Source organism: Mycolicibacterium aubagnense (assembly GCF_010730955.1).
Classification (GTDB): Bacteria; Actinomycetota; Actinomycetes; order Mycobacteriales; family Mycobacteriaceae; genus Mycobacterium; species Mycobacterium aubagnense.
The window spans coordinates 3,913,161-3,933,882 of sequence record NZ_AP022577.1 but is presented as its reverse complement, the minus strand read 5'-3'; the positions used below and the strand labels follow the sequence as shown (position 1 = coordinate 3,933,882).

Genomic DNA, 20,722 nt, shown 5'->3' with positions numbered 1-20,722 from the left:
CCGTCCCGGCATCTGAAAACTTGCTCGACCCTCCCCTCACCACCGTGCAAGCATGCCCGTATGGCCAAGCAGTTCCCCGAGATCACTGACAGGTTCCGCACCTTCATTGCCGCGCAGAGCATGTACTTCGTGGCCACGGCAGCGCGCGACGGCCGGGTGAACCTGTCCCCGAAGGGCTTGGACTCTCTGCGCGTTCTCGGGCCGAACCGCGTGGCCTGGCTGAACCTCACCGGCAGCGGCAACGAGACCTCGGCACACCTGCTCGACAACCCGCGGATGACGCTGATGTTCTGTTCGTTCGACCGCGAGCCCCTCATCCTGCGGCTCTACGGCACCGCCCGCGAGGTCGCGCCTGGTGACGCGGATTGGGCGGAGCTCTACAGCCAGTTCCCACCCCACATCAGCGCACGTCAAATCTATGACGTGACCGTCGACCTCGTCCAGACCTCGTGCGGCTTCGGCGTCCCCCTCATGTCGCTCGAGTCGGAGCGCGTCCTCCTCGACACCTGGGGCGAGAAGAAAGGGCCAGAGGGCGTCGCCGAGTACTGGCAGCAGAAGAACCTCTCGAGTATCGACGGTGCGCCGACGAAGCTCGCGCTGGATTGACAAGCAGCGCTTACAGTTTCGGCTACGCAACCATGACGTCGACCGACAACCGCTCCCCAAGAGCGTAGACGGTCGGCCAATCCTGGTTCTGTGCAGCCGATTCCAGCGCATCGATCAGCGGCGTCTCCACACCCAGTTCGGCGAGCCAGTTCGACACCGTCGCGGCAATCCGTTCCCCCGGCACCTCTTCGGCACGCCGGCCGTGCAGACGGTCGACCACCACGAAGGTCGGCGTTGCGGAGCGCCGGCGGCGGAAGTCGATGATGCTCATGCCAATTACACGCAGCGGGTGTCAAGAAGGTTCACGGCCAGTGCAGCTACGGATACCCGACGACCATCGGCGCACGCACACCGTCGTCGGCGCCGGTTCCATCGTCACGCGCGACCTCCCGCCGCGCGTCCTCCCCGTCGGCTCACCGGCACGGGTGATCCGCGAGCTGTAGGCCACGTTTCGAAGCCAAACTAATCAAATACCGCCCCACCAATCTACGGTGGTGTAAATATGTGCGGCGTGACTGAAAATGCCGACGTGGCACAAGCTCGGGCGCTGCGCGCAGAGCTGCGTAGACATGCGTGGGACCTGGCGTCCAAGTTGTCCCGGGTGGAATCCCTGCCTGACGCGACGGCTTGGTCGGAGCGGGCGCGGTCAATGCGGCGGCGCGCCCGCGAGCTCCGCCAGGACCTCGATGAGGCGAGGTTCCTGATCGAGCGCTTGCATGCCCGGTTCCCCAGCATCGACGCGACGGGCATTTCGGCAGATGCGCCGAACCCAAGTTATTGAGAACCTTCATTGACAATTCATCCGATTTGATTAACAGTGCTAAGCGTCTCTGACGAAAGGCGCCCATGAGCACGCAGGACCAGCTCAACGAGCTCGGCTACTACGCCGTCACTCGGCATCCCGCCGACGCGCGGGTGGTGCTGCCCGAGGCCCGGGACGCCGAAGCGCTCGGGTTGGGCTCGTGCCACATCGGTGAGCGCTTCACCGTGAAGGACGCCGGCGTGCTCAGCGGTGCGGTGGCGGGTGCCAGCACGACTCTGGGTATCGCCCCGTCGACCAATCACCACACCCGGCACCCCACCGTCACGGCGACCATCGGGTCGACGATGCACGCGCTGACCGAAGGCCGGTTCGCCATGGCGTTCGGCCGCGGCATGGGGCCGTACTGGCAGGCGATCGGGCTGCCGGTGGTGACCGAAGCACGGCTGCGCGACTTTTTCGGCATCCTGCGTCGCCTCTGGGCCGGCGAGATGATCCTCGATCACGACGGCCCGGCCGGGAAATGGCCAATGCTGCGCCACGTCAGCGGCCTGGCGGACGGACCGCCGATCGGCTTGGTGGCTGTCGGCCCGAAGACCATGCAGTTGGCCGGCGAGATCGCGGACTTCGTTGTGCTGCATACCTTTTTCTCCGACGAGGCGACGACGAATTCTGTGGCCGCAGTGCGCCGGGGCGCCGAGAAGGCGGGCAGGGACCCGGACAGCGTCCGCATCTGGGCGTGCCTGGCGACCGTCCCCGATGCGCTGTCCGAGGACGACCAGATCCGGCGCGGGGTCGGCCGGCTGGCGACCTACCTGCAGGCCTACCCCGACGTGCTGGTCTCGGCCAACGGCTGGGATCGGGCCACGTGGGACCGCATCCGGCAGTCCGAACTGTTCACCGATGCAGCCACCGCAGGACCCATCGACGCCAGTGCGTCGTTGGAGACGCTGCAACGGATCGCGGAGCTCATCCCGACCGAATGGCTGGACGCCGTCGCCAAGGGCTCACCGCAGGACTGCGCGAAAACTATTGCCCGCCAGTATGATCTGGGCGTGCACTCGGTGATCATGCACGGAGCCAGCCCGCACGAACTGGCGCCCGTGGTCGAGGCCTACCGCGCCAACCGGCCGACGCTGCACCGCGCGGTCGCCGCGAACCCAGGTCGATTTGTCTGAGCCCGCGGCCCGCAACTCGCCGCAGGCGACCCTCGCCCACCAGCAGTGGCAGGCGATCGTTACCGAGTCGGGCGCCGGTACCAAGCTGAACAAACGGGGCCTGGAAACCCGGGCACGCCTGCTCGACGTCGCCATCCGGCGCCTGGCCGACAGCGGTGGCGAGCCGGTGTCGGCCAACCGCATCGCCAAAGACGCCGGCGTCACCTGGGGCACGGTGCAGCATCAGTTCGCCGACCTCGACGGCCTCTGGGTGGCAGTCATCACCGAAATCCATTCCCGTAGTTGGGCTTCCGGTCCTGACACGCCACGGCACGGCACGTTGCGGGAACGGGTGGAAGGAGCCATCAACTCGGTCTGGCAGTACCTGGACACCACCGAGGGACGGGCCCTCACCGCACTGCGGACCTCGCTACCGGCACGACGGTCCGATATCGCCGCCGAATATCCGGGCACCGCAGCGGCTTTCGCGGCGCGTGAGCTCGACTGGATTCAGGGTTTCGATTATCTGATGGCAGGGATCGACGTCGACCCGGAGCAGTTGCACCGCGTGCGGTGCCTGCTTCCTGCCGCAATCCGCGGTCTCAGCAACGAACGGCAGATCGGTTTCACCTCGGATCTGGACGTCGCCCGCGCGGCGCTGACCGACGCTGTGGTGGCGTTGCTGACCCGGCCGCGGCCGTAGCGACAAAGCCACCCGGTTGGTCGAGCTGGGTCTGGCCGACCGGAACTAACTGTCACTCAACGAAATCCGCGGTAGCCGGACCGAACAGGAATGGGCAGTCGAGCACGCAGGTTCCCACGGATCATCGGACTTCACAGGAGGCGCACCCTTCTACGCGCGGCGGACGGGGGTCGTCGGGCTTGGTGGGATCGGGGTCGCCGAACCAGCGGGAGGGCCGGTGCTCGCCGTAGGTGTCGTGCCAGTCCCACCACTCGTAGGCCGCGTCCTGCGGGTACCCCGGTGGCGAGTCCTCCCAGGTCTCCTGCCGCCCCAGTGCCGTCATGTCGAGGTAGCTCCACGACGTACCCAGCGCCTCATCGCCGCGACTGTTGATGAAGTAGGTACGGAAGACCGCATCACCGTCGCGAATGAAGGCGTTGGTGCCGTGCCACTCGTGCACGCCGAAGTCGAGGTCGAAGTCGTCGGTGATGGTGTACCAGGGCATCTTCCACCCCATCCGGGCTGTCATCCGCGCGATGTCGGGCTGCGGGGCGCGCGACGCAAAGGCTAGCGTGGTGTCGCGCGCGTTCACATGTGCCACATGGCCCACGTTGTCGGCGATCATCGAGCAGCCACGGCAGGCGTGTTGGGGCCAACCCTTGACCCCCTCCTCGAAGAACGCCCGATAGACGACGAGTTGCCTGCGCCCGTCGAACAATTCGGCCAGGCTCAGCTCGCCGTCGGGGCCGGCGAACGTGTACTCCTTGGTGACCGGCGTCCACGGCATACGGCGGCGCATCGCCGCCAGCTGGTCCCGCTGCCGGGTCCACTCCTTCTCCGCGACGAGCATCTTTTGCCACGCGGCATCCCATTCCGCCGCTGACACGATTTCTGGTTTCTGCATGGTGTTCCTCCTCTACAGAATCATTAAACAAGTTTGTTGAATGTCTGTAGTCCAGCAGAGCATGATCCGTCGCTATAGTCAACAAGATGGTTGAAGATGAGGTGCTTGACCGGGCCTACGCCGCCTTGGCCGATCCAACGCGCCGCTGGCTACTGGAGACGCTGCGGCAAGGCGACGCGCGCATCACCGACCTGGCCGCCCCGCTACCGATGACGTTCGCCGGCGTATCCCGGCACATCGGCGTGCTGGAATCGGCAGGATTGGTGCGCCGCGATGTCCGCGGCCGCGAACGCTGGGTGTCCCTGCGTCCCGACGGGTTGACCATTGCTCAGCAGTGGATCAACGAACAATCCAACTTCTGGTCGGTGCGGGCAGATGCCCTCGCAGACCGCCTGCGCCGCAAAGGAAATGGTCAATGACGGAGCCCGTCACCGTCCGTGTGCAACGTGTCATGCCGGCAGTCCCGGACGTGGTATTCGGCGAGTGGCTGGACGTCGAGTCACTGGCGGACTGGATGTGCCCACGTCCCGACCGGTGTGTCGCCATCACCGTCGAACCCCATGTCGGCGGCAAGCTGCAGTTCGACGTGGACCACTCCGGCACCCTCGTCCTGGTCATCGGGCACTTCCTGGAGATCGACAGACCGCGCCTGTTGCGTTTCACGTGGAGCAATTCGAATTGGCCCGACCCGACCATGGCCAGCGTCGTCAACGTCACCTTCGAGCCTCACGGTGAGGGCGAGACGTTGATGGAGATCGAGCACTCCCTGCTACCGGCGCGCGAGCAGGAGAACTTCCACAACGGTTGGGCGCTGACGGCAGAACAGTTGGCAGCGGTACTGCGCGGGCGCTGAGCATCACGTTCAGGCGTAGGTTCCGCCGGTGTCGCGCGATCCAGGCCGTCATGCGCTCTGCGCAGTCCTACGCCGAATGTGTAGGAATCGGCGCCAGATCAGCAGCTCTGGCACAGAAAGCTGCACATTCGACATAGGAGCCCGATCAGAACATTGCCCGTGCGGCCGCGACACGTCGTCGCGCAAGCCCGATCCCCACTGCTACCGTCGCCCCGTGGATCTGACGGACTCGTACACCCGCGTGCTGCCGCAGCACATCCGCGACCGGTACGAGTTCATCGAAACCCGCAACGCCGCCGCGATCCTGGCCGCCACCAACCCGCAGCGGTTCGACGAACTCCTCAGCGCCCTGCACGAATTCCAGCTGCGCACCGACGATCTCGTCCAGCCCGGCGGGCAAGAGACCGAACTCGCGGCGCGGCTCAACACCGCGTTCCGCAACAAGGGCTGGCGCGAAGCGCGCGTCGATACCCGAATCCGGCTGGAACTGCGCAAGATGCCGCACAAACCGGCCGGCGAGGCCCACCCCACCCTCGAGGACACCGAGGTGTTCAACGAGGGCTACAAGGTGGACAACTTCGTCGACCGGCTGGCCTTGGACGTGGAATGGAATGCCAAGGACGGCAACCTCGATCGAGACCTCAGCGCCTACCGCGCGCTGTACGACGCGGCGCTGATCGACGTCGCCGTCATCATCACCCGCACACAGACCGACCTGCGCACCCTGGGCTACCGCCTCGGCATCGAAGCCGGCATGGACGACGAGCGCGCCCGCCGCATCCTGGCCACCACGACCACCACCAACACCGAAAAGCTGCGGCCCCGGATGCAGCGCGGCGACAGCGGCGGCTGCCCGCTGCTGGCCGTCGCCATCTCCGCCCGTACCTGGTCCGAACACGCCGCGGACCAACACGGCCCGGAACCCGTAGACGACAAATCCGGACTCGCTGGCCTCTGGGAGGCCTGACCTGTCGGTGCCATCGCCTACGATTTCTTGAAGATCTTCTCCGTTCGAAAAGATCTAATTCGAAGGTAGGAGTGACACCGTGGCGAAACGCAGCGACCAGGCCGGCGCCCAGACAAAGGCCGTGCCCCTGCGCGATGTCGCCGCGCCGCCGCCGCTGCCCACCGCAGACGGCGGCTGGAAGACCGTATTGGCCGATCCCCCTTGGCGTTTCACCAACCGGACCGGCAAGGTCGCGCCGGAGCACCGGCGCCTGGACCGCTACTCGACGCTCGACCTCGAGGCCATCTGCGACATCCCGGTGTCCACTGTCGCGGCGCGTGACTCGCACCTGTACCTGTGGGTGCCCAATGCGCTGCTGCCCGAGGGACTGAGAGTCATGGAAGCCTGGGGCTACCGCTACGTCTCCAACGTCATCTGGGCCAAGCGGCGCAAGGACGGCGGGCCCGACGGCCGCGGTGTCGGCTTCTACTTCCGCAACGTCACCGAGATCGTCCTGTTCGGCGTGCGCGGCAGCATGCGCACGCTGCCGCACGCCCGCAGTCAGGTCAACATGATCGAGACGCGCAAGCGCGAGCACTCCCGCAAGCCCGACGAGCAGTACGGCTTCATCGAGGCCTGCTCCCCCGGCCCGTACCTGGAGCTGTTCGCCCGGCACCCGCAGCCGGGCTGGACGGCCTGGGGCGACGAATCCGCCGAAGACGTCGCCCCACGCGGCCAGGTGCACAAGGGCTACGCCGGCGGCGCGATCGAGGTTCCGCCGGTGACCAAGCACGTCCGCCTGGACCCGACGACGTCCGAGCGCATCGGCAAGGAACTGCGCATCCGCTACGAGAACGGCGAGAGCATCCGCCAGCTCGCCGAGGAGACCGGCTACGGCATCACCCGCGTGCGCGGACTGCTGGAGCGGGCCGGCACCACGTTCCGCGGACGCGGGCCCCAGTAGCTGACCTGATCGCTGAACCAACAAAATGGGCCCCGCCGAAGCGGGGCCCATTTTCAGCTGTTGGCGGTCTACCAGACCCGCACGTAGTCGACGAGCATCTCGGCGGGGTAGCTGCCCCCCTTGGGGTCGCCACCACCGGAACCGGACACCGCCAGATTCAGCACCGGGAAGACCCGGTAGTCGGGCAGGTTGAACGGCCAGTCATCCAGCGAGTTGGCCGGCACGTAGAAGTACGGCTGCATGCCGTCGGCGTAGTCCTGCCAGAACGACATACCGGCGTCGTTCCAGGTGACGCGCCAGGTGTGCCAGCCACCGTCGATCGGGTGCGGGTGCGTGTCGAAGGACGTGCCGTCCGACCGCGCGTGCACTGTGGTACCCGACGGCCATTCGCCGTTGCCGTACCACTCGGCCAGGTCGATCTCGCCACCGACGACGGGGTGGTCGTTGGACAGCCACCAGGCCGGCCAGCAACCGTTGGTCAGGCAGTTGAACTTGATCCTGGCTTCCCAGGTGGTGTTGATGCCGCCCCAGAAGGTCCCGAAGACCTTGCCGCTGGTGTATCTCCCGTTGGCGTCCCGCGTGGCGCGGATGACCAGGTTGCCCTTGCCGTCCAGGAAGACGTGCTCCCGGTCGTCGCGGTACTGGCCCATGTTCTCCGGGCGGTCCCAGAACACCGGGTTCTTGATGGTCTCGCGCCGCTGGGAGATGTTCCACTTGGCCGGGTCCGGCCGCGAACCTGCGGGGCCGTCGAACTCGTCGTGGAAGATGTAGGTGGACGTTTGCGCGGCCGGCGGCGGGGCCAGCGGCGGATTGGGCGGGCTGCCCGGTTGGGGATCCGCCAGAGCGGCGGGGGACGGCATCGCGGCGGCGGCCAGCAGGCCGAGGCCCGACGCGCGCATCATGTTTCGACGATCCATTTCCGGCACAGTGGAACATACAAGCGGTTCGGACAGACTTGGCGCAACTTGCGACACGCGTGAAATCCCCTGTCAGAGCAACGCTCTCATCGCCTTCATCCAGGTCCGGGCACGTTGATAGCAAAAGTCGGCGCGGTGAAATCTCCGCGCCAACCAGCACATCCACTCCGAAATGCCCGAACAAGCAATACCCAATATCCGGCTTCTATAGCCAAACGAGTATTCGGCACTACCGCAAAACGAAACCCTCCGGAAACGCTCCGGCCAGAATCAGCGTCCTGACTGCTGACCTTCCCAAACCTGGCCTTCCTGACCAGCTTCGGCGGCGGCCGACGCCGCCGAAGCTGACGCGGCGGCCGCGGCCGCCGAAGCCGAGGCGGAGGCATATGCCTGCGAGCCCTGTGGGCTGCCCAGCGAGTTGCCAGGGCTGCCCGGGGTCGCGAATGCGGCCTCACAGTTCAGGGACAGCAAAACCTGGCTGCTGCTCGAACCACCGCTATTGGCCGGCGCGGCCTTCGTGCGGGCCACCTGATTGGTCACCACACAGTTCGGCCACTGGAGCTGGTCGCCGACAGTGGACGACACCAGAGGCTTGAATCCCGCACTCGACAGTGCCGACCGCGCGTCACTGAACTTCTGACCGACCACGTTCGGCGGGGAGCCAGCCGAAGCCACGCCACTGCACATCAACGCCACAGCACCCAGCGACGTCGCCGCAGCAACACTCCATGCGATTTTCATAGGGGCCTATCCTGCCTTAACTGTCGGCGCCGCGCTCGCCGTTGACGCAGTTGTCGCCGGCGGAGCCCACGTCGCGGTTGCTCCATTATTGAAATCGGGAACCTGAGGGCTATTGAAAACGGTGTTGGTCGGGGCGTGGTCGGAACCGGCCACCGCCCCGTCATCAGTCACCCCGGCAGCGACCGTACCAACCGCCCCAAGAGTGACCATCGCAGCGGCGCCGATCAGCCCCACTACACGAATTTTCGTCACCTGCATATCACAACTTTCGCGCATGAGCGAAAGCTGAGCAAGTCATATTCCTGCCCACGGGACCGTTCTGACATCTGCGTCAATAACTGAGCGCTTTCGCTCAGTACTGATATTGCTGTGGATACTGCTGCGGGTACTGCCCATAGGGATATTGCTGCGGGTATTGCGGCTGCCCCGGGTAGTACGGGTTGGCCGGCGGCTGAGACTCCGCCGGTTGGTCCGGCCCCTTGGGCACCTGAATCGGGATCGGCACGGGGACGAACGGCAGCCGGATATAGCTGGTCGTCATGGTCGGCGTGGTCGAGGTGGTCGTCTCCGTCGTCGACGGTGGCGGTGGCGGTGGCGGGGCCTCGGTCGTGGTGGGTGTGGTGGCGGTCGTCGCCGGCTGCGGAGTCGTCGTCGGGGCGTGCGTCGCGGTGGTGTGCGTCGGCGCCGGCGCGTGCGTGACCGGGGGTTGGTACGTCGGGCTGGGCTGCGGCGGTGGCGGTGCGGGGACCTCGTTGGTCACGGTGACCGTGCTGGGCGGCGGCGGCTCGACCGGCCGCGGCGGCGGCGTCGGCGATTCGTTGACCGACGGCGGCGGAGTTGTCGGCGGTGCGACCGGCTTGCGGTCACCGGTCAAGGCGATTGTCACGCCACCCACCGCGGCGATCGCGGCCAGGGTCGCGACGCCGAACACGATCAGCGGAAGCCGCTGCCAGGCCTTGGACGGCTCGGCGACCACCGGCCCGGCCGGCGCCACATATTGCGCTATGGCACGAGTGGCCGTGGTGTCTCCGAAGGCGTCGTCACCGGTGTAGGGCAGCAGGTCACCGCCACCGTCGGAGTCTTCGGACCAGGCCAGCGACGGCCCGGTGGCCTTCACCACGCGGTCGGCCGCGGTGTCGAGGGGCAGGTCAAGGTCGGTGACGAGGGCAGCGGGCGCGGTGGCCGGGCCGCCGTCGACAGCAGCGGTCGGCGCAGTCCCGCTGGGCAGTGCGGCCGGCGCCATCCCGGTCTGGGCGTCGGCGTCGGCGCCGTATACCGCGAACAGGGCTGCACCCACCGCGGCATCCAACGCGGGCTGCGGGGTCGTGACCAGAGCGCCCACGGCGCCGTGTGCCGCAAGGTGTTCGGCCAGCCGCGCGCTGATCATCGGTATCCGGGCGCCGCCGCCGACCGCGACCACCGAGCTGACGGCGCGCCACGGAATCTTGTTGCGCTGCAACATGTCGTCGAGCTCCGCCAGCACCCCGGCCAACGGTTCGGCCAACAGCCCGGACAACTCGGCGCGGGTGACCTCGACGTCGCCCTGGTGGCCCGGGATATCCACCGGCACGGTGGCCGTCTCGGCCCCTGACAGGTGTTCTTTTGCCGCGCAGCAGGATTCACGGAGTTTCTCCAGTGAGCTCACAGCTGCGGTGCCCGACGTATCCACTCCATCGGAGCCGCTGACCCGGGTGAGCACATGCGACAGCAGCGCCTGATCCACACCCTCGCCGGAGAAATCGGTGTACCGCACGGATTCGATGGGCTCGAACGACGAGTCCGCCGCCGCCAGGGTGATGCTGGTGCCGCCGCCTCCGAAATCGAGCAGCGCGGCGGTACCGGTGGCCGGCAGTCCCGGATTGGCGTGCAGTGCGGTCAGCGAGGCCACGGCATCGGACACCAGCCGTGCCGGGACGCCGTTGGGCGCCAAACTGGGATTCGACCGCATCGCGGCCCGCATTACCCGGAGCGTCGCGGTATCCCAGTGTGCTGGAACGGAAATCGCCAGCTGCCCCGTCGGCGGTTCGCCGCCCGCCGCCTCGATCATGGCATCGAGCGCCTCGGCCACCAGTTGGTCGGCGTGATACGACGTGCCGTCGGGCGCCACCATCGGCACCGGATCACCGACCCGTTCGACAAAACCGGTGAGCGTCACGGCGCTGTCCGCGGCACCACGATCTCCTGGGGACAGCCCGACCTGGGGCGCGCGGTCGCGGAACAGGCTCAACACCGCGCGCCGCACCATGGGCGGTTCACCGACGCGCGCTGCGACCAGGTTGGTTGTCCCGATGGACAACCCCAGCTGGTGGCTCATAACCCCACCACCCTAACGTGCGACCGCGCTGGTGCAGCTCGGGACACGTGCGAACGGCGTTCTCGCAGATTACTTTTCGTCCGCTGTGTCCTGCCTGTGGACAAAACCGGCAGACTGTCGACCGCACCCCTGACGCGACGATGCCGCTCGAAAACGTGAATTTCAAGCTGAAATCCGGCGCTGCCCTTCATATCTGATTACTTGGCAACGGCGATCAGCGCTCCCGGTTGCAGCCATCGCATGACCTTCACCAACGTGCCGTCGTCGATCGCCACGCACCCGGCGGTCGGACCGTCCCCGATGTGCAGGAAGAACGCGCCACCGTTCCCGGGCACTCGCTGCGGGTTGACGCCCATGACGACGGCGTACTTGTAGGGCGCGATGTCCAGGTTCTCGGTACCGCTGTCCGGGTCGGTGTCAAAGGGGCACTGCGCCTTCTTGCACACCTGCATGGTGTTGTAGGTAGGGCTCTTCACATCGCCGTCCCACCAGTGGTCCGGTGTGGTCTGGACGTATTGCAGACCCGTCCCCGGGTTGGGCGCGGTGCCGAACGCGAACGGCAACGTGAAGACGCCCATCGGGGTCTGAAGGTTGCCGTCGTGGCTCTGCGGCACCATGCCCCGGGAGCCGACATGGGCCGGGATACCCACAGCAACGGCGTCCCATCCCGCGGGGCCGCGCTGGTAGACATCCATCTTGGCCGACGAACCGCCCACGCCCACAACCGAAATTACCTGCATGGCCGAACCCACCGAACTGGCAAACCAGGGCGTGACCACCGCATTGCCGACAGGAGCCAGTGCCACCGACACCGCGGCAGCACACAGCAAAGCGAACAGTCGGCGCACCCGTCCATGGTCGAGAACCGCCCTCGAGAAGGTCAAGCCAGGGCGGGTCAAGGTTTGGGCACGATAGGGCTTCGGCCGGGTACCGGCGAATCAGCTGCAGCGCTGCGGCGTCCGGGACTCAGCAGCGGCAGCCACGCCAGGAACCACAGACTCCCCAGCAGCCAGCCGGCCAGCACGTCGGTGGGGTTGTGCACGTTCAGCACCACGCGACTGACCCCGACGAACACAACGATCACCGCGCAAAGCACCTCGATCAGCCGGACGCGGGCCACCTGGGCCATCCGGAACACCGCACACAGCCCCAGCGCGCCGGCCATGGTGCCCAGCGCATGCCCCGACGGGAACGACCAGGACGGTTCGTGCGCCAGCGCCGTCAACGGCCGGGCACGGTGCGCGATGTCCTTGGCAACGTCCGTGACCATTCCGGACAGCGCGGCACCGAACAGCAGGAAGATCGCGGTGCGCCACTGCCGCCGGGCCAACGCGACGAACGCGACCACCGCGGCAGTTATCTGGAAGGTCCACGGACCGAACACCAACGACAACCATTTCCAGGCCAGCACCCAGCCGGGATGCGCCAGGCCGTAGCGGTGCGCGGGTTCGAGCAATGACTCGTCGAGCGTCGTCACCCACGACCACTGGGCGACCCAGCCCACCCACAGCAGGGCGTAGCCGATCGCGGCCGCGGCGCCGATCAACCAGCGGTTGCGGTTCGTCACCGGTCTCCTTTCTGGGTGCGCGCGAGCGCCACACATTCGCTACGGCCCGGAACATATTCGTCACGGCCATGAAACAAACTGACCATAGCTTCGCTAACCATGACCCAAGACCTCAGCCGGGAGCAGCTGCCGCCCGCCGCTGCACCAGAAGTCGACCAGGACCGGTTGACCGCGACGCGAGAAACCTTGGAGGACTACACCCTTCGTTTCGCGCCGCGCAGCTACCGGAAATGGTCGACGCGGGTGGTGGGTATCTCGGCGCTCGGTGGCATCGCCTACCTGGCCGACTTCGCGATCGGCGCCAACATCGGCATCTCGTACGGCACCACCAATGCGCTGGCCGGAATCGCGATCTTCGCGGTCGTCATCCTGCTGACCGGGTTTCCGGTGGCCTACTACTCGGCCCGGTACAACATCGACCTGGATCTGGTGACCCGAGGCAGCGGCTTCGGTTACTACGGCTCGGTGGTCACGAACGTCATCTTCGCGACGTTCACCTTCATCTTCTTCGCGCTCGAAGGCTCGATCATGGCCCAGGGCCTCAAATTGGGCCTGGGCCTGCCGCTCTGGCTCGGCTACGCGGCGTCGACACTGATCATCTTCCCGCTGGTCATCTACGGCATGAAGGTGCTCTCGACGCTGCAGGTCTGGACCACCCCGCTGTGGCTGGTCCTGATGGTCCTGCCGTTCGGCTATCTGCTGATCTCGCACCCGGAATCGATCCACGACTTCTTCGCCTACCAGGGCTCGGGCGGTGTCCACGGTTTCGACATGGGTTCGACACTGCTGGCCGCCGGTGTGTGTCTGTCGCTGATCGCCCAGATCGCCGAGCAGAACGACTACCTGCGGTTCATGCCGCCGAAGACCCCGGAGAACAAGCGGTCGTGGTGGACCTGGATGCTCCTGGCCGGACCGGGCTGGGTGTTCTTCGGCGCCATCAAACAGATCATCGGCCTGTTCCTGGCGGTCTACCTGATCGGGCACGTCGCCGACAGCGCCGGCGTGGCCAACCAGCCGGTGCACCAGTTCCTGGAGATCTACGACAACTTCCTGCCCAAGTGGCTGGCCCTGACCCTGGCCGTCATCCTCGTGGTGATCAGCCAGATCAAGATCAACGTCACCAACGCGTACTCGGGTTCGCTGGCCTGGACCAACTCCTACACGCGCATCACCAACCACTACCCGGGCCGCATCGTCTTCCTCGGCGTCAACCTGCTGATCGCGCTGGTGCTGATGGAAGCGAACATGTTCAGCTTCCTGAACACCATCCTCGGCTTCTACGCCAACTGCGGCATGGCCTGGATCGTGGTCGTGGCCAGCGACATCGCGATCAACAAGTTCCTGTTGAAGCTCTCGCCGATGAAGCCGGAATTCCGTCGCGGCATGCTCTACGCCTTCAACCCGGTCGGCTTCGGATCCATGCTGATCGCGGCGGGCTTGTCGGTGATCGCATTCTTCGGCGGGCTGGGTGAGGCCCTGCGGCCGTACTCGCCGCTGGTGGCGATCGTGCTGGGCCTGGTGCTGCCACCCATCCTCGCCATCGCGACCAAGGGCAAGTACTACCTGCGCCGCACCGATGACGGCATCGACCTGCCGATGTACGACGAGCACGGCAACCCGTCCGACGCGCACCTGCGGTGCCAGAACTGCCACCACGAGTACGAGCGCCCGGACATGCTGGCCTCGGCGGCCGGCGGCTACATCTGCTCGCTGTGCCTGGCGACCGACAAGACCGGAGAGCACGTCTTGCCCGCGCAGTGACGCTCTGGCGCCGAGTGTGACACCACTGTCACGCTCGGCGCCGTTTCTCGCGGTGTATTCACACTCAGGGCCTACGCTGAGGGCATGCCTGTTCTGCTGCGCAAGCTGCTCGGCATCGGCAACTTGCCCGATGACATCCGCGAGCAGCTCCAGGCCGAAGGGCTGCTGCACGTGGCCGAGTTCGTCCCGGTGACGTTCCGGTTCTCCGGCCATGTGCCCGGCAAGGTCGCCAAGAGCACTCTCCGCAGTCTGGTGGGAGCCCTGGTGGTCACCGAGAAGCGGCTGCTCGGCACGCTGTCGTCGGTCCCGAAGAAGGGCACGAAGACCGTCAACCACCTGTGGGATGAGCCCGACGGCACCATGGTGCGCGCCGAGCTGGACGAGTCCGGTCTGCTGCTGGACGCCCCCGATCTCTCCGCGATCGATCCGACTTTCGAGGGCTCGATGTCGCTGCGCTACAAGACACCGCTACCCGCCGACGTGCTGACCGCGCTGCCGGCCCGGGCGTTCACCTTCGACGTCCCCAACAAATACGTGTACCTGGCCTGTGGGATGCCCCCCACCACCTGAACCAGCCACGGCGTAGCGTCGGGCCGATGACGATCCGGTACGACGAAGCACTCCGTGAACGGGTTGGCACGCACCTGGCCGGACACCGGCGCCGGGTGGTCGACGACCCGAGCAAGCGCCACGCCGCGGTGGCCATCGTGCTGGTGGACTCGGAACGGGGCGAAGACCGCATCGACCCGGCTCCGGTCGAGGAATGGATCGGCGGCCGCCCGTTGCCCGACCAGAACCTGGACGGGCGCATGGTCGACGTCGCCGGCGGCGCGGCGTTTCTGCTGTGTCGCCGAACCTCCCGGCTGAACTCGCATTCCGCGCAATGGGCGCTGCCCGGCGGACGCCTCGATCCCGGCGAAACCGTGGTGGATGCGGCGCTGCGGGAACTGCATGAAGAGGTCGGCATCAAGTTGTCCGACGAATCGGTGCTGGGGCTGCTCGACGACTACGCGACGCGCTCCGGATACGTCATCACGCCGGTGGTGCTGTGGGGCGGCGGCCGGCTGGACCCGCAGCCCTCCCCCGACGAGGTGGTGGCCGTCTACCGCGTCGGGCTGCACCAGTTGCAGCGGCCGGACTCACCGCGGTTCATCTCAATTCCCGAGAGCGCCCGTCCGGTGGTGCAAATCCCGCTGGGGAATGACCTCATCCACGCGCCCACGGGGGCGGTGCTGCTGCAGATGCGCTGGCTCGCCCTGGAAGGCCGGCCCGACCCGGTGGACGAGCTCGAACAGCCTGTCTTCGCCTGGCGCTGACATCAGTGATTCGTAGACGATTCGGTCCGCTGAGCGGCCCTTTTCGTGCACAAATCGCGGGGCGTAAAACCCTTGTCCAGCAAGCCAACACACGGTCAGATGATTGGTTCCGTCAGCTGATTCGTAGGAGGTAACCGACACGATGTCCGACACGCCGGGCCAGAACGTGCTGTTCGTGCACTGGCACGACCTCGGGCGCTACCTCGGGGCGTACGGCCACCCCGACGTCAGCAGCCCCCGGCTGGACCAACTGGCCGCCGAAGGCATCCTTTTCACCCGGGCCCACGCCACCGCGCCGTTGTGCTCGCCGTCGCGCGGTTCGCTGTTCACGGGGCGCTACCCGCAGAGCAACGGGCTGGTCGGGCTGGCACACCACGGTTGGGAGTACCACGCAGGCGTCCGGACGCTACCTCAGCTGCTCTCCGAATCCGGCTGGCACACAGCACTATTCGGAATGCAGCACGAGACGTCGTTCCCGTCCCGGCTGGGGTTCGACGAGTTCGACGTGTCGAATTCCTACTGCGAGTACGTCGTCGAGCAGGCCGTGCGGTGGCTGTCCGACCCACCACGGAAACCGTTCCTGCTCACCGCCGGATTCTTCGAGACCCACCGGCCGTACCCGCGGGAACGCTACGAACCCGCGGCCAGCGACACCGTCACCGTCCCCGACTACCTGCCCGACAGCGACGCCATCCGCGACGACCTGGCGGAGTTCTACGGGTCCATCGCCGTGGCCGACGCGGCAGTGGGCCGGCTGCTGGACGCGCTGGCGGCGGGCGGGCTCGACCGGAATACGTGGGTGGTTTTCCTCACCGATCATGGTCCCGCGCTGCCGCGGGCCAAGTCGACGCTCTACGACGCCGGAACCGGTATCGCCATGATCGTGCGGCCGCCGCGGGATGCCGGGATCGCGTCGCACGTCTACGACGAACTGTTCAGTGGGGTGGATCTGCTGCCGACCCTGCTGGAGTGGCTCGGCGTGCCGGTTCCGGCTGAGGTGGAAGGGCTTTCGCACGCGTCAGGACTCACCTCTGCCGGGGTTCATGCCGAGGTGCGCAGCGAGCTCTACACCGCCAAGACCTATCACGACTCGTTCGACCCTATTCGCGCAGTGCGAACAAAAGACTTCAGTTACATCGAGAACTATGCTTCGCGTCCGCTGCTGGATTTACCGTGGGACATCGCCGACAGCCCACCCGGCCGGGCCGTGCAGCCCGCCATCACAGACCCGCGACCGGCCCGCGAGCTCTACGACCTACGCGCCGACCCCACCGAGCGGCACAACCTCCTCCTGCACATACAGCCCGAATACCATGCTGTGGCAGCGCAATTGGCGCTCAAGCTCAACACCTGGCGGCAACAGACGGGCGACGTCATACCCTCGGATTTCACCGGCACCCAGATCTCGAACCGCTTCACGGGGACATACCTGAGCATCCACGGACGCCCCGCCACGAGCCGATCCGCGGCGGCTTCCGACCGCGGCATCAACCCGGAATCGACCTCGCAAGATTAATACTCATAATGCGAAAAATCCCCTTCTGCAAGGGATTTCAGCGCAAGCTAGGCTCATGCGCCATGACAGCATCGACGGCCTATCTGGTCCTCGCATCACAGCGCAGCGGCAGCACGCTTCTGGTCGAGTCGCTGCGCGCCACCGGTGTGGCCGGGGAGCCGCAGGAGTTCTTTCAGTACCTGCCGCACAGCAGCATGTCGCCACAGCCGCGGGAGTGGTTCGCCGACACCGAGGACGAGTCGATCCTGCGGTTGCTCGACCCACTGATCGATGGCAGGCCCGAACTCGCACCGGCGACCATCTGGCGCGACTACATCCAGACCGCGGGCCGCACGCCCAACGGAATCTGGGGCGGCAAGCTCATGTGGAACCAGACCGCACAATTGCAGCGACGGGCCCAGGATCTGCCGGACCGCTCCGGTGAGGGACTGCTGGCCGCCATCCGCGACGTCGTCGGCTCCGATCCGGTGCTGATCCACATCCACCGTCCCGACGTGGTGTCCCAGGCGGTTTCGTTCTGGCGGGCGGTACAGACCCGGGTCTGGCGGGGACGCCCGGACCCGGTGCGCGACGCCCGTGCCGAGTACCACGCCGGTGCCATCGCGCACGTCGTCCGGATGCTGCGGGACCAGGAGGAGGGCTGGCAGAAATGGTTCCTCGACGAGAATGTCAACCGGATCGAAGTGCCGTATCCGGTGTTGTGGCGCAACCTGACCGAGGTCGTCGGCGACGTGCTCGAAGCGCTCGGCCAGGACCGCAGGCTGGCACCGCGGCCAGTGCTGGAACGTCAGGCCGATCAGCGTTCGGACGAATGGGTGGAGCGCTACCGCGCCGAAGCCGACAAGGAAGGGCTGCCGGTATGAGCACCGCAAGCAATGCATTCCCCGTCGCGTCGCTCGCCCCGATACACGTCGACGAGCTGCGCCTGCTCGAAGCCGAAGCCGTGCACATCATCCGCGAGGTGGTGGCCGAGCTGGAGCGCCCGGTGTTGCTGTTCTCTGCGGGCAAGGACTCGATCGTGCTACTTCGGTTGGCCGAGAAGGCCTTCCGGAGCCGGAAGGCCGGCGACATCGGATTCAGTCCCGGCCCTCTACCTTTTCCTATTCTGCACGTCGACACGGGCCATAACTTTGACGAGGTTATCGACTTCCGGGATCGCCGCACCACGGGTGTCGGACACAAGCTGATCGTCGCGTCGGTGCAGCAGAGCATCGACACCGGCCGCGTCGCCGATCCCGGCCCGGGGGCGTCCCGCAACCGACAGCAGACCCGCACCTTGCTCGATGCGCTCGAGGCCGGCGGTTTCGACGCCGCGTTCGGCGGCGCCCGCCGCGACGAAGAGCGCGCCCGCGCCAAGGAACGCATCTTGAGCTTCCGCGACGAGTTCGGCCAGTGGGACCCGCGCGCCCAGCGGCCCGAGCCATGGTCGCTGTACAACGGCCGAATCCGCAAGGGCGAGCAGGTCCGCGTGTTCCCACTCTCCAACTGGACCGAGCTGGACATCTGGCGCTACATCGAGCTGGAAAACCTTGAGCTGCCGTCGATCTACTTCGCACACGAACGCGAGGTGTTCGAGCGTGACGGCATCCTGCTCGCGGTTTCCGAGTACACCCAGCCGACGGGCGACGAGACCGCCGCCGTCGAATGGGTGCGCTACCGCACCGTCGGCGACCTGACCATCACGGGCGCGGTCAGGTCGAAGGCCATCGACGTCGCGAGTGTCATCGACGAAATCTCCGCTGCCACAGTGTCGGAACGCGGCGAGACCCGCGCGGACGACCGGACCTCGGTGGCGGCGATGGAAGACCGTAAGCGAGAGGGCTACTTCTGATGAGCACTAGACAGCTGCTTCGGATCGCGACGGCCGGTTCGGTCGACGACGGCAAGAGCACCCTGATCGGCCGGTTGCTGCACGACACCGACAGTCTGCCCCTGGACCACTTGGACGCCGTCACCGACGACGACGGCGTGGCCGACCTGGCAGCCCTGTCCGACGGTCTGCGCGCCGAGCGGGAACAGGGCATCACCATCGATGTGGCCTACCGGTTCTTCTCCACAGCGGCGCGCAGCTACATCCTCGCCGACACCCCCGGCCACGAGCGCTACACCCGGAACATGTTCACCGGCGCCTCCAACGCACATGTGGCCATCCTGCTGATCGACGCCCGTGCCGGAGTGCTGCGACAGACCCTGCGCCACGCCCGGATCGCAAAGCTGTTGGGTATCAAGCACTTCGCGGCCGCGGTCAACAAGATCGATCTGGTCGACTTCGACCAGGCCCGGTTCGACGCGGTGCACGACGAGCTCGGCCAGGTCGCGGCCCGGCTGGGTGCGGTGGACCTGACGGTGATACCGCTGGCGGCCAAGCTCGGCGACAACGTCGTGCACCGTTCGGAGAACACGCCGTGGTACGAGGGGCCCACACTGCTGGAGTACCTGGAGGGCATCGAACTCAGTGCGCCACAGCCCGAGCCGGCCAAGCTGCGGTTTCCCATCCAGTGGGTGTCCCGGCCCACCGCGCACGCGAGGAGCGATAAGACGGTGGCCGAGCAGCGGCGCCGCTACACCGGGCGGCTGACCGCCGGCACCTTGCAGGTCGGCGACACCGTGCTCAGCCTCCCCGCGGGCACCAGCTCGACCGTCACCGCGGTGGACACCCTCGATGACGACCGCACCACCGCCGTTGCCCCACTGTCGGTTTCGATCGAATTGGCCGACGACATCGACGTCGGCCGCGGGGACGTGCTGGTCAGCGGCGCCGAGAACGCGTCGATCCCGGTGCTCGCCCGTGAGCTCGACGCGACGGTGTGCTGGTTCGCGGAGACCCCGCTGCGGGCCGGTGACCGGCTGGCGCTCAAGCAAGGCACCCGCACCGTCCGGGCCACGGTGCAGGCGTTGCACACGCGGCTCGATCCCGAGACGCTGGACGACATCGATCAGCCAGTCGAGTTGGTACTCAACGACATCGGCGCCGTCACCCTCCGGACCAGTTCCACGGTGATCGCCGACCCGTACCGCGACAACCGGGAAAGCGGCGCCTTCATCCTCATCGACGAGACGTCCAACGACACCGTCGGCGCGGGCACCATCACCGAGCCGCGCGAGGTGAAGCTCGGCACCCACTCGCGCAGTGACATCCGTTGGCACCACTCATCATTGGATCGCTCCTACCGGTGGGCACGCACCGGGCAGCGGGGCGCCACCATCTGGTTCACCGGACTGCCGGCATCGGGTAAGTCGACGCTGGCCGTCGCGGTCGAGCGGGCACTGGTCGAGACCGGGCAGGTGGCCTACCTACTCGACGGTGACAACATCCGGCACGGGCTGTCCGACGACCTCGGATTCTCCGCGGGTGACCGGGCCGAGAACATCCGCCGGGTGGGTCATCTGGCCCGCCTGTTGGCCGACTCGGGCGTCGTCGCACTGGCGTCCCTGGTGTCGCCGCTGAAGTCAGACCGCGACACCGCCCGTGAGCTGAGCTCCGTCGCCAAGCTGCCGTTCATCGAGGTCTACGTGTCCACCCCACGCACCGAATGCGAGCGGCGTGACCCCAAGGGGCTGTACGCCCGGGCCAAGGCCGGCGAGCTGCGCGGCCTGACCGGCGTGGACGCCCCATACGAGCCGCCAGAGAACCCTGACCTCGTGGTCGACACCACGGGCGCCGACATCGACAAGCTGGTGGCCGAGGTGCTGGGAGCACTCAACGCGCTGCGCTGAC

The 20,722-nt window shown here is 66.8% G+C and carries 22 protein-coding genes and 1 pseudogene; 16 read left to right on the top strand and 7 right to left on the bottom strand.

The genetic code is table 11. From position 1 onward, the window contains the following. Nucleotides 1-60: 60 nt before the first annotated feature. Nucleotides 61-606: a pyridoxamine 5'-phosphate oxidase family protein gene (locus G6N59_RS18785; protein WP_138228324.1), complete on the top strand. Its 546-nt coding sequence runs from the start codon at nucleotides 61-63 to the stop codon at nucleotides 604-606. 22 nt (nucleotides 607-628) lie between these two features. Here the strand turns inward: G6N59_RS18785 and G6N59_RS18780 are convergent, their stop codons facing one another. After that, complete coding sequence (locus tag G6N59_RS18780) at nucleotides 629-877, bottom strand: Rv2628 protein family (protein WP_138228323.1); 249 nt, start codon at nucleotides 875-877, stop codon at nucleotides 629-631. A 79-nt stretch (nucleotides 878-956) separates the two neighbouring features. Between G6N59_RS18780 and G6N59_RS18775 the strand changes: the two are divergent. From G6N59_RS18775 to G6N59_RS18760, 4 genes and pseudogenes are all read left to right on the top strand, one after another. Continuing rightward, nucleotides 957-1,049: pseudogene (locus G6N59_RS18775) on the top strand (sugar O-acetyltransferase); the annotation flags it as partial. 68 nt (nucleotides 1,050-1,117) lie between these two features. Further along, entirely contained in the window at nucleotides 1,118-1,387 is a 270-nt protein-coding gene (locus tag G6N59_RS18770; RefSeq protein ID WP_138228322.1) for a hypothetical protein, read from the top strand. Between the two features lie 65 nt (nucleotides 1,388-1,452). After that, the gene (locus G6N59_RS18765) at nucleotides 1,453-2,544 is read left to right on the top strand and encodes a TIGR03857 family LLM class F420-dependent oxidoreductase (RefSeq protein WP_138228321.1); all 1,092 of its coding nucleotides are present in this window, start codon (nucleotides 1,453-1,455) and stop codon (nucleotides 2,542-2,544) included. After that, a complete protein-coding gene (locus G6N59_RS18760) occupies nucleotides 2,537-3,226 on the top strand; it encodes a TetR/AcrR family transcriptional regulator (RefSeq protein ID WP_138228320.1) in 690 nt (229 codons plus the stop codon). The genes G6N59_RS18765 and G6N59_RS18760 overlap by 8 nt, the downstream gene beginning before the upstream one ends. 121 nt (nucleotides 3,227-3,347) lie before the next feature. On the opposite strand, the gene G6N59_RS18755 is transcribed toward G6N59_RS18760, so the two are convergent. Beyond that, nucleotides 3,348-4,109: a DUF899 domain-containing protein gene (locus tag G6N59_RS18755; protein ID WP_138228319.1), complete on the bottom strand. Its 762-nt coding sequence runs from the start codon at nucleotides 4,107-4,109 to the stop codon at nucleotides 3,348-3,350. 86 nt (nucleotides 4,110-4,195) lie between these two features. Between G6N59_RS18755 and G6N59_RS18750 the strand changes: the two genes are divergently transcribed. From G6N59_RS18750 to G6N59_RS18735, 4 genes are all read left to right on the top strand, one after another. Beyond that, nucleotides 4,196-4,528, top strand: a complete 333-nt coding sequence (locus tag G6N59_RS18750) for an ArsR/SmtB family transcription factor (RefSeq protein WP_138228318.1) — start codon at nucleotides 4,196-4,198, stop codon at nucleotides 4,526-4,528. Continuing rightward, nucleotides 4,525-4,962, top strand: coding sequence for an SRPBCC family protein (locus G6N59_RS18745; RefSeq protein ID WP_138228317.1), 438 nt, complete (start codon nucleotides 4,525-4,527; stop codon nucleotides 4,960-4,962). Before G6N59_RS18750 ends, G6N59_RS18745 begins: the two co-directional genes overlap by 4 nt. A gap of 214 nt (nucleotides 4,963-5,176) precedes the next feature. Next, the gene (locus G6N59_RS18740) at nucleotides 5,177-5,929 is read left to right on the top strand and encodes a BglII/BstYI family type II restriction endonuclease (RefSeq protein WP_138228316.1); all 753 of its coding nucleotides are present in this window, start codon (nucleotides 5,177-5,179) and stop codon (nucleotides 5,927-5,929) included. A 79-nt stretch (nucleotides 5,930-6,008) separates the two neighbouring features. After that, nucleotides 6,009-6,872: an MT-A70 family methyltransferase gene (locus G6N59_RS18735; RefSeq protein WP_138228315.1), complete on the top strand. Its 864-nt coding sequence runs from the start codon at nucleotides 6,009-6,011 to the stop codon at nucleotides 6,870-6,872. Nucleotides 6,873-6,940: 68 nt separating this feature from the next. On the opposite strand, the gene G6N59_RS18730 is transcribed toward G6N59_RS18735, so the two are convergent. From G6N59_RS18730 to G6N59_RS18705, 5 genes are all read right to left on the bottom strand, one after another. Continuing rightward, a complete protein-coding gene (locus G6N59_RS18730; protein WP_179970218.1) occupies nucleotides 6,941-7,789 on the bottom strand; it encodes a glycoside hydrolase family 16 protein in 849 nt (282 codons plus the stop codon). A 270-nt stretch (nucleotides 7,790-8,059) separates the two neighbouring features. After that, nucleotides 8,060-8,530, bottom strand: coding sequence for a PASTA domain-containing protein (locus G6N59_RS18725; protein WP_234884037.1), 471 nt, complete (start codon nucleotides 8,528-8,530; stop codon nucleotides 8,060-8,062). 352 nt (nucleotides 8,531-8,882) lie between these two features. Beyond that, nucleotides 8,883-10,844, bottom strand: coding sequence for an Hsp70 family protein (locus tag G6N59_RS18720; protein ID WP_138228314.1), 1,962 nt, complete (start codon nucleotides 10,842-10,844; stop codon nucleotides 8,883-8,885). A gap of 197 nt (nucleotides 10,845-11,041) precedes the next feature. Next, complete coding sequence (locus G6N59_RS18710; protein ID WP_138228313.1) at nucleotides 11,042-11,692, bottom strand: L,D-transpeptidase family protein; 651 nt, start codon at nucleotides 11,690-11,692, stop codon at nucleotides 11,042-11,044. Nucleotides 11,693-11,739: 47 nt separating this feature from the next. After that, complete coding sequence (locus tag G6N59_RS18705; protein WP_138228312.1) at nucleotides 11,740-12,411, bottom strand: phosphatase PAP2 family protein; 672 nt, start codon at nucleotides 12,409-12,411, stop codon at nucleotides 11,740-11,742. A gap of 99 nt (nucleotides 12,412-12,510) precedes the next feature. Between G6N59_RS18705 and G6N59_RS18700 the strand changes: the two genes are divergently transcribed. The 7 genes from G6N59_RS18700 to cysC all read left to right on the top strand — a co-directional run bounded on the left by G6N59_RS18700 (nucleotide 12,511) and on the right by cysC (nucleotide 20,721). Beyond that, nucleotides 12,511-14,172 (top strand): purine-cytosine permease family protein, encoded by a 1,662-nt coding sequence (locus tag G6N59_RS18700; protein WP_138228311.1) that lies wholly within the window; start codon nucleotides 12,511-12,513, stop codon nucleotides 14,170-14,172. 84 nt (nucleotides 14,173-14,256) lie between these two features. Then, nucleotides 14,257-14,742 (top strand): hypothetical protein, encoded by a 486-nt coding sequence (locus tag G6N59_RS18695; RefSeq protein ID WP_138228310.1) that lies wholly within the window; start codon nucleotides 14,257-14,259, stop codon nucleotides 14,740-14,742. Between the two features lie 26 nt (nucleotides 14,743-14,768). After that, a complete protein-coding gene (locus G6N59_RS18690; protein WP_138228309.1) occupies nucleotides 14,769-15,488 on the top strand; it encodes an NUDIX hydrolase in 720 nt (239 codons plus the stop codon). A gap of 142 nt (nucleotides 15,489-15,630) precedes the next feature. After that, entirely contained in the window at nucleotides 15,631-17,004 is a 1,374-nt protein-coding gene (locus tag G6N59_RS18685) for a sulfatase family protein (RefSeq protein ID WP_138228308.1), read from the top strand. Between the two features lie 62 nt (nucleotides 17,005-17,066). After that, nucleotides 17,067-17,867: a trehalose 2-sulfotransferase gene (gene stf0, locus G6N59_RS18680; protein WP_138228307.1), complete on the top strand. Its 801-nt coding sequence runs from the start codon at nucleotides 17,067-17,069 to the stop codon at nucleotides 17,865-17,867. Beyond that, nucleotides 17,864-18,835 carry a sulfate adenylyltransferase subunit CysD gene (gene cysD / locus G6N59_RS18675; protein ID WP_138228306.1) on the top strand — a complete coding sequence of 324 codons (972 nt, stop codon included), beginning with the start codon at nucleotides 17,864-17,866 and terminating at the stop codon, nucleotides 18,833-18,835. Before stf0 ends, cysD begins: the two co-directional genes overlap by 4 nt. Then, complete coding sequence (gene cysC, locus G6N59_RS18670) at nucleotides 18,835-20,721, top strand: sulfate adenylyltransferase subunit CysN (protein ID WP_138228305.1); 1,887 nt, start codon at nucleotides 18,835-18,837, stop codon at nucleotides 20,719-20,721. The genes cysD and cysC overlap by 1 nt, the downstream gene beginning before the upstream one ends. Nucleotide 20,722 lies beyond the last annotated feature (1 nt).

What these genes read in the sequence shown, in the direction of transcription:
- G6N59_RS18785 (WP_138228324.1), top strand. Translation starts at nt 61, where the DNA reads ATGGCCAAGCAGTTCCCCGAGATCACTGACAGGTTCCGCACCTTCATT.
- G6N59_RS18780 (WP_138228323.1), bottom strand. Translation starts at nt 877, where the DNA reads ATGAGCATCATCGACTTCCGCCGCCGGCGCTCCGCAACGCCGACCTTC.
- G6N59_RS18765 (WP_138228321.1), top strand. Translation starts at nt 1,453, where the DNA reads ATGAGCACGCAGGACCAGCTCAACGAGCTCGGCTACTACGCCGTCACT.
- G6N59_RS18755 (WP_138228319.1), bottom strand. Translation starts at nt 4,109, where the DNA reads ATGCAGAAACCAGAAATCGTGTCAGCGGCGGAATGGGATGCCGCGTGG.
- G6N59_RS18750 (WP_138228318.1), top strand. Translation starts at nt 4,196, where the DNA reads ATGGTTGAAGATGAGGTGCTTGACCGGGCCTACGCCGCCTTGGCCGAT.
- G6N59_RS18745 (WP_138228317.1), top strand. Translation starts at nt 4,525, where the DNA reads ATGACGGAGCCCGTCACCGTCCGTGTGCAACGTGTCATGCCGGCAGTC.
- G6N59_RS18730 (WP_179970218.1), bottom strand. Translation starts at nt 7,789, where the DNA reads ATGGATCGTCGAAACATGATGCGCGCGTCGGGCCTCGGCCTGCTGGCC.
- G6N59_RS18725 (WP_234884037.1), bottom strand. Translation starts at nt 8,530, where the DNA reads ATGAAAATCGCATGGAGTGTTGCTGCGGCGACGTCGCTGGGTGCTGTG.
- G6N59_RS18720 (WP_138228314.1), bottom strand. Translation starts at nt 10,844, where the DNA reads ATGAGCCACCAGCTGGGGTTGTCCATCGGGACAACCAACCTGGTCGCA.
- G6N59_RS18700 (WP_138228311.1), top strand. Translation starts at nt 12,511, where the DNA reads ATGACCCAAGACCTCAGCCGGGAGCAGCTGCCGCCCGCCGCTGCACCA.
- G6N59_RS18695 (WP_138228310.1), top strand. Translation starts at nt 14,257, where the DNA reads ATGCCTGTTCTGCTGCGCAAGCTGCTCGGCATCGGCAACTTGCCCGAT.
- G6N59_RS18690 (WP_138228309.1), top strand. Translation starts at nt 14,769, where the DNA reads ATGACGATCCGGTACGACGAAGCACTCCGTGAACGGGTTGGCACGCAC.
- G6N59_RS18685 (WP_138228308.1), top strand. Translation starts at nt 15,631, where the DNA reads ATGTCCGACACGCCGGGCCAGAACGTGCTGTTCGTGCACTGGCACGAC.
- stf0 (WP_138228307.1), top strand. Translation starts at nt 17,067, where the DNA reads ATGACAGCATCGACGGCCTATCTGGTCCTCGCATCACAGCGCAGCGGC.
- cysD (WP_138228306.1), top strand. Translation starts at nt 17,864, where the DNA reads ATGAGCACCGCAAGCAATGCATTCCCCGTCGCGTCGCTCGCCCCGATA.
- cysC (WP_138228305.1), top strand. Translation starts at nt 18,835, where the DNA reads ATGAGCACTAGACAGCTGCTTCGGATCGCGACGGCCGGTTCGGTCGAC.